General features: G+C 63.7%; 10 protein-coding genes and 1 tRNA gene. 7 read left to right on the top strand and 4 right to left on the bottom strand.

Translation table 11 applies throughout. The annotated features are described in order from the left end of the window. Positions 1-10: 10 nt before the first annotated feature. A complete protein-coding gene (locus HBO12_RS16390) occupies positions 11-1,144 on the top strand; it encodes a catalase family protein (RefSeq protein ID WP_169957203.1) in 1,134 nt (377 codons plus the stop codon). 64 nt (positions 1,145-1,208) lie between these two features. Here the strand turns inward: HBO12_RS16390 and HBO12_RS16385 are convergent, their stop codons facing one another. Genes HBO12_RS16385 through HBO12_RS16375 form a run of 3 tightly spaced genes read right to left on the bottom strand, consistent with a single transcriptional unit; the run spans position 1,209 to position 5,848 of the window. Next, positions 1,209-2,177 (bottom strand): LysR substrate-binding domain-containing protein, encoded by a 969-nt coding sequence (locus tag HBO12_RS16385; protein ID WP_169957204.1) that lies wholly within the window; start codon positions 2,175-2,177, stop codon positions 1,209-1,211. Positions 2,178-2,227: 50 nt separating this feature from the next. After that, positions 2,228-4,237 (bottom strand): CocE/NonD family hydrolase, encoded by a 2,010-nt coding sequence (locus HBO12_RS16380; protein ID WP_170042676.1) that lies wholly within the window; start codon positions 4,235-4,237, stop codon positions 2,228-2,230. A gap of 27 nt (positions 4,238-4,264) precedes the next feature. Then, positions 4,265-5,848 carry a BCCT family transporter gene (locus tag HBO12_RS16375; protein ID WP_170042675.1) on the bottom strand — a complete coding sequence of 528 codons (1,584 nt, stop codon included), beginning with the start codon at positions 5,846-5,848 and terminating at the stop codon, positions 4,265-4,267. Positions 5,849-6,486: 638 nt separating this feature from the next. Here HBO12_RS16375 and kdpF point away from each other — a divergent pair. The 6 genes from kdpF (at position 6,487) to HBO12_RS16345 (ending at position 14,747) form a co-directional block, all read left to right on the top strand. Continuing rightward, on the top strand, positions 6,487-6,585 hold the full coding sequence (gene kdpF, locus HBO12_RS16370; protein ID WP_074851717.1) for a K(+)-transporting ATPase subunit F: 99 nt from the start codon (positions 6,487-6,489) through the stop codon (positions 6,583-6,585). A gap of 107 nt (positions 6,586-6,692) precedes the next feature. Then, positions 6,693-8,399 carry a potassium-transporting ATPase subunit KdpA gene (gene kdpA, locus HBO12_RS16365; protein ID WP_170042674.1) on the top strand — a complete coding sequence of 569 codons (1,707 nt, stop codon included), beginning with the start codon at positions 6,693-6,695 and terminating at the stop codon, positions 8,397-8,399. 10 nt (positions 8,400-8,409) lie between these two features. Continuing rightward, positions 8,410-9,063, top strand: coding sequence for a K(+)-transporting ATPase subunit C (gene kdpC / locus HBO12_RS16360; RefSeq protein ID WP_170042673.1), 654 nt, complete (start codon positions 8,410-8,412; stop codon positions 9,061-9,063). A 12-nt stretch (positions 9,064-9,075) separates the two neighbouring features. Next, a complete protein-coding gene (gene kdpB, locus HBO12_RS16355; protein ID WP_170042672.1) occupies positions 9,076-11,145 on the top strand; it encodes a potassium-transporting ATPase subunit KdpB in 2,070 nt (689 codons plus the stop codon). A 261-nt stretch (positions 11,146-11,406) separates the two neighbouring features. Beyond that, on the top strand, positions 11,407-14,058 hold the full coding sequence (locus HBO12_RS16350; protein WP_170042671.1) for a sensor histidine kinase: 2,652 nt from the start codon (positions 11,407-11,409) through the stop codon (positions 14,056-14,058). After that, positions 14,055-14,747: a response regulator gene (locus HBO12_RS16345; RefSeq protein WP_170042670.1), complete on the top strand. Its 693-nt coding sequence runs from the start codon at positions 14,055-14,057 to the stop codon at positions 14,745-14,747. The genes HBO12_RS16350 and HBO12_RS16345 overlap by 4 nt, the downstream gene beginning before the upstream one ends. 87 nt (positions 14,748-14,834) lie before the next feature. Here the strand turns inward: HBO12_RS16345 and HBO12_RS16340 are convergent. Then, positions 14,835-14,911 (bottom strand) — tRNA-Asp (locus HBO12_RS16340). Between the last annotated feature and the right edge of the window lie 6 nt (positions 14,912-14,917).

The following is a 14,917-nucleotide window of genomic DNA, read 5'->3' as shown; positions in this document are numbered from 1 at the left end:
GGACCGTTCCATGCTCGCTCGACTGTGGCTGCGCCTCGGCGCGTTTCTCGGCAAGACGCTGTTATGGCTGGTAGGCCTGGGCCTGCTCGGCTGGTTGTTGTCGACCCTGTGGTTCGCCTGGCACCACAGCGGCCCGGTGTCGGCCGAGGAACAGATTCCGCCCGGCGAAGCGGCCATGACCCAAGGCATCATTCAGACGGCGGTGCGCATTGTCGACCAGCATCGCGAAGGCACCCGTTACCTGCGCGATGCCCATGCCAAGGCCCACGGCTGCGTAAAAGCCGAAGTCAGCGTGTTGCCAAACCTTGACCCGGCGCTGCGCCAGGGCGTGTTCGCCGAGCCGGGCAAGACCTGGCAGGCGATGATGCGCCTGTCCAACGGCAACGCTTATCCACAGTTCGACAGCATCCGCGACGCCCGCGGCATGGCTATCAAGCTGCTGGACGTGCCGGGCAAGCAACTGCTGGCCGACCAGCAGGCGCGCGGCGAGCAGGACTTCGTGATGTTCAGCCACCCCAACTTCTTTGTCAGCGATGTGGCGGAATATGCGCAGAACGTCGGGGCCCAGGCCGACGGCAAGAAAGTCATGGCATTTTTCCCCAGCCTCGACCCGCGCAGTTGGCAGGTGCGCCATCTGTTTATTGCCCTGGCGACATTGGCGCCAGCACCGGCCAGCCCGACCGAGACCACGTACTTTTCGGTATCGCCCTACAAGTTCGGCAGCGCCAACGCCAAGTTTCGCGTCGCCCCAGACCCGCAAAGCTGCCCGCAATACCATCTGCCCAAGCAGAACCAGGACTTGCCGAATTTCCTGCGCAGCGCCTTGAGCCAGCAGTTGTCCACCGACCGCATCGACGCTTGTTTTGTGTTGCAGATCCAGCGCCAGAACCCGCAGAAATACATGCCCATCGAAGACACCAGCATCGAATGGAAGGAAAGCGACGCGCCCTACGAGAGCGTGGCGAAAATTCGCATTCCGGCGCAGGACTTCGATACACAGGCCTTGAACCTGGCCTGTGACAACCAGTCGTTCAACCCATGGTTTGGCGTGGAGGAACACCGGCCGATTGGGGGGATCAACCGGCTGCGCAAGGCGGTGTATGAGGCGGTGAGTGATTATCGGCATAGCCGCAACGCCCCCTGAATAATGCCTGTGGGAGCGGGCTTGCTCGCGCTGACGTCAGCAAGAACGCCTCACCGCGTCATCGTTAACGATCATCGCGGGCAAGCCCGCTCCCACAGAAAAGCCCCTGCGGCGTTGTATCGGACGCCGTCAGCAACCATTGCTGAAAACTGCGCGCCGCCGAGGGTGGGTTGCGATGCTGCGGTTGCATCAGTTGCAGGCGGCCACGACTGTGCATGTGATGGGGCAAGGCCAATTGCAGGCGTCCGGCAGCCAGCTCGCCTTCAAGCAGGCACTTCCAGCCCAGGGCTACGCCATGCCCCATCACTGCCGACTGCATCAGCAACTGATAGCTGTTGGTGCGCAAGGCGTGACGAGGCGTGTGGTACTGCGCACCGATGTCGGCGAACCAGTCGGTCCAGGTCAACCAGTCGTGATAGTGGTCTTCTACGATCAACAGGGTATGGCTGCGCAGCAGGTGCTCGGCGTCGCGGATCGCGCCATGGCGCTCGATGTAGCCGGGGCTGCATACGGCGATGACCTGCTCACTGGCAAACACCGGGGTCAGTTCCAGGCCAAGGGGCGCTGGCAGTTCGTCGAGGTGATAGAACAGGCCCAGGTCATATTCGCTGACATCCAGGTGGCTCGGGCTTTCACTGCACAGGATGCGGATATCCAGCTCCGGGTGCTCATCCTGGAAGGCCGGCAGCAGCGCGGCGAGCCAGATGGAACTGATGGTCGGCGTGCTGGCCAGGGTCAGCTGGCGATCGGCACCGCGTCGACGCAGCTCCGCCGATTCGCGATCAAGCTCGCGCAGCAGGCGCTGGATGGTGCGAAAGTAACGCACGCCGGCCGGGGTCAGACTCAGCCCCAACGCCAACCGATAAAACAGCGGTCGCGCCAGGTCTTCCTCCAGGCGCTTGATCTGCCGGCTCACTGCGCTTTGGGTCAGGTTCAGTTCGTGGGCCGCCTGGGTAAAGCTCAAATGCCGGGCGGCGGCCTCAAACGTCTGCAAACAATTGAGTGGTGGAAGGTCGACGTTTCGGCGCGACATGCAGGGATCCGTGGCTGATCAGATGAGCAAGCATCCTGCCACTTGCCCGCTCACAACGCGACCCGCGCGACCCGTCTGCTCCAGCTTCGCTGATGCACCTGCACCCCGTTTTCCCACGCCTGCTGCTGCGCCTCGATGTAGAACCACTGGGCGTCGGCGTGCACCTGCAAGTGGCTGTCGACCGCCACCGACCACTGCGCGCGCTCGACACGGTACTGCCAGTGGATATCGGCCTGGGCCGACAACGGGTCCCAGGGCATGGTGCGATATTGCTCGGTGCACCGCTGGTCTACCGCCAGGCCATGGTCGGTGAAGCGCACGGCGCCCAGGTCGTCCTCGATGTTTACGCACACTTCGCCACTGCCTACGTCCTCGATCAAGGTACGTTTCGGCGCAGCCGCCCGCAGCACCTCCAGCGCCGCCGGGGTAGCCGCTTGCGGGGCCTCGAACGGGCATGGCACGGCCGCGCCGCTGAAAATCGGCAATTGCACACGTTGCACGGCGGGCAGCACGGTCAGGGTGGTCAGTTCGCGGCTGGGCCACAGCAGCGGGAAGCTCGCGGTGCTCAGGGCCAGCCGCAGGCGGTAGCCGGCCGGCACCCGCATGCCGACATGATCCAGGCTCAGTTGCACATCCAGCGGTTCGCCTGGCACAGGTGGTGTCAGACGGGAGAAGTCTTCACGTAAGGCAAGGTTGAGCACGCCGTAGGTGATCTGCGTGACTTGCCCGTCGGGCGCCACCGCATTCAGGCGCGCCACCAGTTGCCCGCAAGAGGTATCGCTGGCCAGGCGCAGTTGCAAGCGCACATCCCCCAGCAGCGCCAGGGGTTCGGCCAGTGGCTGAGAGTCGAAGCACAAAGACTGCGCATCGTCGCGGCGCTGATCGGTGGGGCCGTCGGGGCCGAACCAGATGGCGCAGTACTCGCCCTGGTGCAGGCCGGTGGTCAGTGGCGAACAGATACTGCGCGGGCCGCCCAGCGCCTGCTGGCCGGGGCGCAGGCCATGGTCGGTCAGGCTGTAGTCGGTCCATTGCACCTGGGGATCGGGCCAGCCCGAGGTCTGCACCCAGATGCCTGGGCGTTCGGCATAACTGCCCTTGGGCGCCAACACATCCTGTAGGTAAAAGGTGCAGGCCGCGTCGTCCATCACCCGATTGTCGATACCTTTAAGCCAGTGGTCCCACCAGCGCTTGGCCTCCTGCAGGAAGCCAATGGCCGGGTTGGGCACGGCGAAATGCGGGTACTTGTGAATCCACGGGCCGATCACGGCTTTTTTCGGCCCCGGCAGATGCTGCATCAGGCGCGGCACCGCATTCTTGTAGGCATCGCCCCAACCGCCGACGGCGTACACCGCCGCCTTGATCGCCGAGTAGTCCTCGCAGACCGAGCCGTGACGCCAGTAGGCATCGCGGGTCTGGTGTTGCAGCCAGGTCTCGGCCAGCAGCGGCATGGCATCGAGGCGTTGCTGCCACAGGGTTTTCCAGGTATCGCCAACCAGCAGCGGGTCGGGCACTGCCGCGCTGAAGTTGAGCATGGTCGCGGCCCAGCCGAAGTTCTCCAGCAGCAGGTTGCCGCCCTTGTAATGGATGTCATCGGCAAAGCGGTCATCGGTGGAGCACAGGGTGATGATCGCCTTCAATGCTTCGGGCTGGCGCGCGGCGACTTGCAGGCTGTTGAAGCCGCCCCAGGAGATGCCCATCATCCCCACGTTGCCGTCGCACCAGGGCTGCTGGCACAGCCAGTCGATCACTTCGAGGGCGTCATCCTGCTCCTGCAACAGGTACTCATCGGCCATCAAGCCTTGGGATTCGCCATTGCCGCGCATATCGACCCGCACGCAGGCATAGCCCTGCCCCGCCATCCATGCGTGGGTCAGGGCATCGCGCACCGCCGTGCCATCGCGCTTGCGATAGGGCAGGTATTCGAGGATCGCCGGGAAGGCCTGCGCGCCGGCGGTGTCAGGCAGCCAGATACGCGCTGCCAGTTGTGTGCCATCGCTCATGGGGATCAGGCAGTGCTCGATCTCGCGAACCTTGTAGGCAAATTCGGTGACGATTTCCATGGGTAACTCCAACAACAAAGAGGCAAGTCAGCGGGCAAAATCCGTCACCGGGCTGGCACCACGCAGGCCAGGTTCGACATGGACCGCGGGGATCTTGACGTCCAGCAGCGCGGGGTTTTTCAACCAGTAAAGCAACGACGTGCTGGCCAGCAGCACCAGAATCATTCCCGGCAGGCCGCCGAGGTTGGAGAGCATCTTCACCCCGTCGATGCCGACAAAGGCCACCATGACCCAGGACACCGTGCCGATGATCACGCCCCAGACAATCTTCAGCAGCGGGTTGCCATCCAGGTCCGAATCGGCGGTGACGCCCTTGCTGCACAGGTTGGCGATCACGTCGGTACTGGAGTCGGCGGCGGTGACGAACGAGATAAACGCGACAAACAGCAAAAACGCGATCATCAGGCCGCTGGCCGGCAACTGCTGGAACATCTGGTACAGCACATGCTCCACGCCTTGCTCGTTGAGCACGCGGTTCAAGCTGCCATCGCCCAGGGCATCGAAATACAGGCTGCTGCCGGAGAAGATGCAAATCCACAACGCGGTAAACAGCGCCGGGTACAGCATGTTGATCTGGATAAATTCGCGCACCCGGTAGCCCCGGCCGATCTTGCCGAGGAACAACGCACTCACCGGCGCCCAGGCGAACCATACCGACCAGTAGAACACCGTCCAGCTCTGCGGCCAGCTGTCGCCACTGGCGGCGCCGGTGGACAGGCTGCGGCTGAAGAAGGTGTCGAGGTAGACCCCCAGGGACTCGACGCCCAGGCTGAAGATGTACAGGGTTGGCCCGCACAACCATACAAACGCGCCCAGGGCCAACATGATCCAGGTGTTGAACGACGACAGCATGACGATGCCACGCTGCAAGCCACTGGCGGCCGAGGCGACAAAGGTGAACACGATCACCGCGATGATCAGGGCCAGGCGCAAGGGCGTGGTCTCGCCGCCAATGTACTGGCTCAGGCCGCCGGACAGGGTCAGTGCGCCGGTGCCCAGGGACGACGCCATGCCCGCCACCAGGGCGAACATCGCCAGGGTGTCGATCAACCCGGCATACCGCTTGACCCGCCGGGCGCCGAGCAAGGGTTGCAACATGGCGCCAATCGAGAAGTTGCTGCGCAGGTTGTAGAACACCAGGGCAAAGACCAGGGAGGGCACCAGGTAAATCGCGTAGGGCGTGAGGGTCCAGTGCAGGAACATCGTCGACAGGGCAAAGCTCTTGGCCGCCGCGCTGCCCGCCTCGATCGGCAGGCTGGAGGGTGGCGAGTACAGGTGGTAGAGCGGCTCGGCCGTGGTCCAGAACAGCACGCCCACCGCCAGGGTGGTACACAGCGCGACCATGAACCAGCGCCATTTGCTCAACAGCGGCGTAGCACCCTCCCCGCCGATACGCACGTTGCCCAGGGGCGAAAAATACACAATGGCCGTGAGCACCACCATGGCGAAAGAGCCGGCACTGAACAGCCAGGAGAAGTTTTGCAGGATCACGGTGTTGAGCTGTTTGCTCACGGCAAGGAATGCGGTGAGGTCGACGTAGCTGGCGATTACCGCCGCCAACAGAATCAGAAAGGTTGGCCAGAAGACCAAAGGACGCAATGGGTATTTCATCTCGTGCGCTTCCCCAGACAGACTATTTTTATTGCCTTTGCAGGCCATTGTTAGAAGCGGGCACTGTGCCGCCTTGAAGTCTTCGCGTGGCTATAGATAAGCGTGAGTGCCGGTTGCGGTGCAATCGACCAATGGGTATGGGGGTATTCCGCCAGGTCATAGCCAATCCGGGGAACAACCGGGATCGCCGAGACCACCACCGCGTAAAGAGTTCATATAGTTCGCCCATTCGCCATAACGTTTACGTCGCCGCTATTGAGTAACTAAGTGCAAACGCCCTACCGTCACTTCCTACCCAAACACCCGTAGGAAGTCATCGTGGAAAGTTCAACTTTAGGCATGCTCGTCCTGTCAATGATTGCGCTCTTCGGCACTGCCGCGTTTTGCTTCGAACACCTCGCTACCCGCAGCGAGAAGAAAAACAAAACCAAATAAGCGGGTCGTTAGCATCAGCAGAACCCCAGTGTTTAAAGGGATACCCGGGCGGCGGGCGATCCCTTTTTTTCGTGCGCCCGGCCGAACTTTTTCTATATACCGTCTTAATACCGCTAACGCTAATCAGTGCCCGAACTTGATACCCCAAAGATTAACCTCCCCGCGTCCGCAGTTGCGGCTTATTCAATCAGGGGAGTTACACCGTGCTCACACTCACGTTCATTTATATCGCCAGCGGCTTATGTGCCGTGGGGCTGTTCGCTTACTTGGGCTACGCCCTTATTCGCGCAGAAAAATTCTAGGGAGCTGGCCATGTACGACCTGATGTTTATCAGCCTTTCCCTGGTGTTTTTTGTTGCGACTGCCATGGCCATTGTCGCCATGGGCAAGATTTGAACGGAGCCACGACATGTTAAGCACGCTGCTGGAATTTACGCTGGTCCTGGGGGTAATGACGGGGCTCGCCGTACTGATGGGTAAATGGCTGACCCGGGTCTTCACCGGGACCCACCATGCCTTGCCGGAACGCTATACCTATCGCCTGCTGGGCATCGACCCACAAGAAACCATGGGCTGGGCCCGTTTCGGTACGGCGCTGTTGTTGTCGAACGCGGCAATGATGCTGCTGGGCTACCTGGTCCTGCGCCTGCAGGCGGTCATGCCGATCAACCCGCTGGGGCTCGCCGCGCAATCGCCGGACCTGGCGTTCAACACCGCCGCGTCCTTTATTACCAATACCAACTGGCAGGCGTACTCGGGCGAGACCAGCCTGTCGAACTTCAGCCAGATGGCGGTCATCACCTTTCTGATGTGCGTCGGCGCCACCTCCGGCGTGGTCGCGGCGGCCGGTTTCATTCGCGGCTTGAGCCGTTCCAGTTCGGGCGATCTCGGTAACTTCTGGGTCGACTTCACCCGCACGCTGTACCGCGTGATGCTGCCGCTGTGCGTGGGCATGGCGCTGGTGTACGTCTGGCAGGGCATGCCGCAGACCTTCGCCTCCCAGGCCCTGGTCACCACCCTGGAAGGGGCGCAGCAACAGTTGATTGTCGGTGCGGTGGCCAGCTTTGAATCGATCAAGCACATCGGCACCAACGGCGGCGGGTTCTTCAGCATGAACGCCGCGCACCCGTTCGAAAACCCGACGCCGCTGACCAACATCCTGCATATCCTCAGCATGTTGCTGATCCCCTCGGCACTGACCTACACCTTCGGCAGCATGCTGATGCAACGTCGCCAGGGCTGGGTGTTTTTCGGCACCTTCCTGGTGATGTTCATCGGCTTCCTCGCCCTGGTCTACGGCGCCGAGCAAAGCGGCAACCCGCTGCTGACCCAGGCCGGCGCCAACCAGACCCTGTCGCAGGAGCACAGCGGCGGCAACATGGAAGGCAAGGAGCTGCGCTTCGGCATCGCCGACAGCAGCCTGTTCATTGCCACCACCACGGCGGCGACCACCGGTTCAGTCAACACCATGCACGACTCGCTGACCCCCATGGGCGGCTTCGTGCCCCTGGCGCAGATGATGCTCAACTGCGTGTTCGGCGGCGACGGCGTGGGCTTTATCAACCTGATCCAGTACGCCCTGCTGACGGTGTTCCTGGTGGGCATGATGATCGGCCGCAGCCCGGAGTTCCTCGGCAAGAAAATCGAGGCGCGGGAGATCAAGCTGGTGATGCTCTCGGTGCTCGCGCACCCCATCAGCATCCTCGGTTTTACCGCCCTCGCCGCCCTGTGGCCCGACACCATGGCCAGCCTCAACAACATCGGCCCCCATGGGTTCAGCGAGGTGTTGTACGCCTACACCTCAGGCACCGCCAACAACGGCTCGGCCTTTGCCGGCTTGAACGCCAACACGCCGTTTTTCAACACCACCATTGGCCTGGCGATGTTGATCGGGCGCTTCTTCACCATGCTGCCGATGCTGGCCGTGGCCGGTTCCCTGGCGATGAAAAAAACCGTGCCGGCCGGTGCCGGGACCATTCCCACCGCGACCCCGCTGTTCATGCTGCTGGTGGCGTTCGTGGTGCTGGTGGTCGGCGGCCTGACCTTTTTGCCGGCGCTCGCGCTCGGCCCGCTGGTGGAGCAACTGCAGTTGCTGTCCGGCCAGACGTACAACTGAGGACACGTAGATGACAACCCAATCGATATTCAAGGGGCTGTTGCGCCCGGTGCTGGTTTCGGCGGTGTTTTTCATGCTGTTGACGGGGCTCGCCTACCCGGCGTTCACCACCGTGGCCGCACAGCTGATGTTCCCGTTCCAGGCCCGCGGCTCGCTGATTGAACGCGATGGCCTGGTCATGGGCTCGACCCTGATCGGCCAGCACTTCACCCGGGCGCAATACTTCCATGGCCGCCCGAGCATGACCCTGGGCGCCGACCCGCAAGACCCAGGCAAAAGCGTATCGCAGCGTTATAACGCCGGTTCCAGCGGCGCCAGCAACCTGGGCCCAACCAGCCAGAAACTGGTGGATCAGGTGGCCGCCCGCGTGCAGGCCTATCGCCTGGCCAACGGCCTGGCCGCCGACGCCCAGGTGCCGGTGGACGCGGTCACCGCTTCCGCCTCGGGCCTCGACCCGCATATCTCGGTGGCCAATGCGCGCCTGCAACTGCCACGGGTCGCGCGCCTGCGGCAGATCCCCGAAGCCGAACTGCTGCAACTGGTCAGCCAGCACACCAGCGCACGCACCCTCGGCCTGCTCGGCGAGCCACGGGTCAATGTGCTGCAACTCAACCTAGCGCTGGATGCTCGCCAGCCATCGCCGCCTATTGCGACCAGTGAGTAAGAGATTGCCCTCATGAAAAATGCTCGTTTACCTCTGTTTGATCGCGCCATCGTGCTCACCGCGTGTGGGGATGCGCTGAAGAAACTGCTACCCCAGGCGCAATGGAAAAACCCGGTGATGTTCGTGGTCTACCTGGGCAGCATCCTCACCACCCTGCTGTGGTTCCAGTCCCTGGGCGGCCAGGGTGAAGCGCCCAGCGGTTTTATCCTCAGCATCACCTTGTGGCTGTGGTTCACCGTACTGTTCGCCAACTTCGCCGAAGCCCTGGCCGAGGGCCGCAGCCGCGCCCAGGCCGCCAGCCTGCGCGGGATGAAACGCCAGACATTGGCCAAGTTGCTGCAACAGCCCAAGCACGGCGCCGCGTGGCTGCCGACCGAAGCGTCGCTGCTGCGCAAGGACCAGGTGGTGCTGATCGAAGCCGGCGACCTGGTGCCGCTCGATGGCATCGTGATCGAGGGCGTGGCGTCGGTGGATGAAAGCGCGATCACCGGCGAATCGGCGCCGGTAATTCGCGAGTCCGGTGGCGATTTCTCCTCGGTCACCGGCGGCACGCGCGTGCTGTCGGACTGGTTGGTGGTGCGCATCAGCGTCAACCCCGGCGAGTCGTTCCTGGACCGCATGATCTCGATGGTCGAATCGGCCAAGCGCCAGAAAACCCCGAACGAAGTGGCCCTGACCATCCTGCTGGTGGGCCTGACGCTGTTGTTCCTGCTGGTGATCGCCACGCTGAGCCCTTACTCGATCTTCGCCGTGGCCATGAGCGGCAGCGGCAGCGTGGTCAGCGCCACGGTGCTGGTGGCGTTGCTGGTGTGCCTGATCCCCACCACCATCGGCGGCCTGCTCTCGGCCATCGGCGTGGCGGGCATGAGCCGGATGATGTCGGCCAATGTCATCGCCACCTCCGGGCGGGCGGTCGAGGCCGCGGGTGACGTCGACGTATTGCTGCTGGACAAGACCGGCACCATCACCCTGGGCAATCGCCAGGCCAGCAGCTTTTTGCCGGCGCCGGGCATCCAGGAAGCGGACTTGGCGGATGCCGCGCAATTGGCCTCCCTGGCCGACGAAACCCCGGAAGGCCGCAGTATCGTGGTGCTGGCCAAGCAGAAGTTCGACATCCGCGCGCGGGACATCAACCAACTGGGTGCAAGCTTTGTGCACTTCACCGCGCAAACCCGCATGAGCGGGGTCGACCTGCCCGCAGGCCGGGCGATTCGCAAGGGCGCAGCCGACGCGATCCGCAGCCATATCGAAGCCTTGGGCGGCAGTTTTCCGTCAGCCTTGCAGGCCAGGGTCGATGAAGTCTCGCGGCGCGGCAGCACCCCGCTGGTGGTCAGCGACGGCGCCACGGCGCTAGGTGTGGTAGAGCTCAAGGACGTGGTCAAGAGCGGCATCAAGGAGCGCTTTGCCGAGCTGCGGCGCATGGGCATCAAGACCGTGATGATCACCGGCGACAACCGCCTGACCGCCGCCGCCATTGCGGTGGAGGCCGGGGTGGATGACTTCCTCGCCGAGGCCCGTCCGGAAGACAAGCTGCAATTGATCCGCGACTACCAGGCCAAGGGCAAGCTGGTGGCCATGACCGGCGACGGCACCAACGACGCGCCGGCACTGGCCCAGGCCGACGTGGCGGTGGCGATGAACAGCGGCACCCAGGCTGCCAAGGAGGCCGGCAACATGGTCGACCTCGACAGCAACCCGACCAAGCTGATCGAAGTGGTCGAGGTGGGCAAACAGATGCTGATGACCCGCGGCGCCCTCACCACCTTCAGCGTGGCGAATGACGTGGCGAAGTACTTTGCAATCATCCCGGCGGCGTTTGTCGCGACCTATCCCCAGCTCGGCGCGTTGAACGTGATGCAACTGACCAGCCCCAACTCGGCGATTCTCAGCGCGGTGATTTTTAACGCGCTGATCATCGTCGCGCTGATTCCCCTGGCCCTGCGCGGCGTGACTTACCGCGCAATCGGCGCGGCGGCGCTGCTCAACCGCAACCTGCTGATCTATGGCCTGGGCGGGGTGTTGGTGCCGTTTGCCGGGATCAAGCTGATCGACATGCTCTTGACCGCAGTGGGCTTGGTGTAACGACTCACCCCCATGTGGGAGCGGGCTTGCCCCAATGCCAATCAGTTAAGCGAACGCAATGCTCAAAGCAGTGAAGATCAAATGTGGGAGCGGGCTTGTCGGATCGCCGCATCGCCGCGAGGACGTCGGCCCAGCAGACATTGATGTCGGCTGACCCACTGCTTTCGCGAGCAAGCCCGCTCCCACAGGGGATCTGCGCTTGACTGACTGCCATTAAGGCAAGCCCGCTCCCACACTTGAACCGCATTGACCAGGAATGACATGCCCGCCTTAAACAACGCACGCCCCGACCCCGACGCTCTGCTCGCTCGGGTCCAACAAGAAGAACAGGCCGCCTTGCGCGGCAAATTGCGTATCTACTTTGGCTCCAACGCCGGGGTCGGCAAGACCTGCGCGATGCTCGAAGCGGCGCGCCGCGAAACTGGCCGTGGCCGTGACGTACTGGCCGGCGTGGTGGAAACCCACGGCCGCCAGGACACCGCCGAGCTGCTCCACGGCCTCGAACAACTGCCCCGTGCCCAGCACCTGCACCGTGAATTCGCCCTCAGCGAATTTGACCTCGACGCCGCCCTCTTGCGCCACCCTGGCGTGTTACTGGTGGACGAACTGGCCCACAGCAACGTGCCCGGCTCACGCCACCCCAAACGCTGGCAAGACGTGGAAGAACTGCTCAGCGCCGGCATCGACGTGTGGACCACCCTCAACGTGCAGCACCTGGAAAGCCTGAATGACCTGGTCAGCGGGATCATCGGCATACGTGTGCGTGAAACGGTGCCCGACCATGTGTTCGATAACGCCCACGAAGTGGTGGTGATCGACCTGCCGCCCGACGATCTGCTGCAACGCCTCAAGGACGGCAAGGTGTACCTGGGCCCGGCGGCGGCGCGCGCGTCTGAGCATTTTTTCCGCAAGGGCAACCTGTTGGCGCTGCGCGAGCTGGCCCTGCGGCGCACGGCCGACCGGGTCGACACACAGATGCGCGTGTACCGCCGCGAACAGTCGATCAAGACCCTGTGGCCGGCCCGCGAACGGCTGTTGGTCGGCATAGCCGGGGACGCCGGCGATGAGCGCCTGGTGCGTGAAGCGGCGCGCCTGGCGCAAAAACTGGAGGCCGACTGGATTGTCGTGCACGTGGCCTCGGCCCAGGGGCGCGGCGCCAGGCGCTACTCGAGCGCGATGAAAACCCTGGCCCTGGCCGAAGAGTTCGGCGCGGACACCGCCACGCTGCCGGGCATGGACGTCGCCGAAGCGCTGGTGGCCTGTGCCCGTGAGCACAACGCCAATCGCCTGGTACTCGGCCATCATCCGCGCCGCCGGTGGCAGTTCTGGCATCAGTCGGTCAGCGATCGGATCAGCCGCCACCACCCGCAAATCGACCAGATCGTGATGGCCCACGGCCTGCTGCCGGGCACGCCTGCCGTGCCCGAAAAAACAGCAACATTGCCCGGTACGCGATTGGCCTATCTCTGGGCCAGCCTGGCCTGTTTCGCCGCCAGCGCCGTGGCCGCACTGCTGTTGCAAGTGTTCGACCTGGCCAACGTGGTCATGCTGTTTTTGCTCACGGTGGTGCTGGTAGCGCTGCGCTTTGGACGCGGCCCCGGCGTGTGGGCAGCGATGCTCGCGGTGCTGTGTTTTGACTTCTTTTTCGTCCAGCCACGCTACTCATTCACGGTCAACGACACCCAGTACTTCTTCACCTTTGCCTTGATGCTCGGCATCGCCCTGATCACCGGCCAACTCACCGCGCGCCTGCGCCACGAAGCGCGCACCGCCGCCGCACGGGAACGCCGCGCGACCTCCCTGGCGCGCCTGGCCCGCGACCTGTCGGCGGCGCTGACGGTGGAGCAAATCAGTGAAGTCGCGCTGCGCACCTTCAGTGGCGTCTTCGAAGCACGAGTCGGCCTGGCCCTGCCCGACGCCGCCGATGGCGTCCACAGCGTGAGCGCCGCTGGGCTGCCGATCGACGACAGCATCGCGCAATGGGCATACGACCACGGCCACCCCGCTGGCCACGGCACCGACACTTTGTCGGCGGCCAAGGGCTGTTACTGGCCACTCAAGGCGCCGATGCGCGTGCGCGGCGTGCTGGTGCTGGAACTGGCCCAACGCGATCGCTTGAACGACCCGCAAGAACGCCGCCTGCTGGAAGCCTGCATGAGCCAACTGGCGATTGCCCTGGAGCGCGTGCATTTCGTTGAAGTGGCGCAAAGCACCTTGGTGCAGATGGAAGGCGAGAAAATGCGCAACACCCTGCTCGCGGCAATCTCCCATGACCTGCGCACGCCGCTGACCACCCTGATCGGCGCCGCCGAGACCGCCCTGCCCCACGCCCCGTCGGGGCCACTGAACGAGCTGCTGCATGGCATCCACGAACAGGCCACATCCATGCAGCGCCTGATCGAAAACCTGTTGGACATGGCGCGCCTGCAAGAACGCGGTGTGCGCCTGAACCGCCAATGGCACTCCCTGGAAGAAATCGTCGGCAGCGCCCTGCGCCAATTGCGCGAACCACTGGCGCACCACCGCGTACACACCACGCTCGACGCACAGTTGCCGCTGGTGGAAGTCGATGGGCTGCTGATCGAGCGGGTGCTGGTCAACCTGCTGGACAACGCCGCCAAGTACACCCCGCCGGGCACCACCATCAGCGTGGCCGCCAGCCAGGCCGGCGAGCAGATTGTGCTTGAGGTCAGCGACACCGGCCCCGGTCGCGCGCCGACCAATCTGTTCGAGCCCTTCACGCGCGGCCAGCAGGAATCGTCGGTGGCCGGCATCGGCCTGGGCCTGGCGCTGGTCAAGCGCATCGTCGAGGCCCACGGCGGGCGCATCCAGGCCAACCCCGGCCGCACGGGCGGCATGCATTTCACCATCACGCTACCCGCAGGCACCCCGCCTGCCATGGAACCCTTATGAGCACTGCACGCATCCTGATTGTTGAAGACGAGGCCAATATCCGCCGCTTTGTGCGCATTGCCCTGCAAGACGAAGGCTTTCAGGTGTTCGAGGCCGACAGCGTCAAACGTGGGCTGATTCATGCCGCCAGCCGTCAGCCGGACCTGGTGATTGTCGACCTTGGCTTGCCGGACAGCGATGGCAAGCAACTGATCAGCGAACTGCGCGGCTGGCTGGCGGTGCCGATCCTGGTGCTGTCGGCGCGTGACCGTGAAGAAGAAAAAGTCGCCGCCCTGGACGCGGGCGCCGATGACTACCTGACCAAGCCCTTTGGCGTGCCCGAGTTGCTCGCGCGTATCCGCGCCCAACTGCGCCGGCACGGGCACACCGGCACGGTGGTGGCCACCAGCAAGGTGGCGTTTGGCGAGATTGCAGTGGACCTGGCGACCCACCAAGTGTGGCGCTCAGGCCAACCGGTGCACTTGACGCCCATCGAGTACCGCCTGCTCTGCGCCATGGTTCGCGGCCAGAACCGCGTACTGACGCACCGGCAACTGCTGCTGGAAGTGTGGGGCCTGGATTACGTCGACCGCGCCCACTATCTGCGGGTGCATATGGCGCATCTGCGGCAAAAGCTGGAGGCGGATCCGGCGCAGCCGCAGTACTTCATTACCGAACTGCAGGTGGGCTACCGGTTGGTGGGGTTGTAGAACCGCAAATCCCGGGCACAAAAAAGCCCGCTCATTGAGCGGGCTTTGCGGGGTGACCTGGCGTTCAGCATTCCAGGTAACCAAATATGGCGCAGCGGACGGGACTCGAACCCGCGACCCCCGGCGTGACAGGCCGGTATTCTAACCGACTGAACTACCGCTGCGCGTAG

Origin of the sequence: Pseudomonas sp. WS 5059 (genome assembly GCF_012985525.1) — a bacterium.
Lineage (GTDB): Bacteria > Pseudomonadota > Gammaproteobacteria > Pseudomonadales > Pseudomonadaceae > Aquipseudomonas.
The sequence above is the reverse complement of the archived record's forward strand: the minus strand, read 5'-3'. Positions and strand labels throughout refer to the sequence as shown.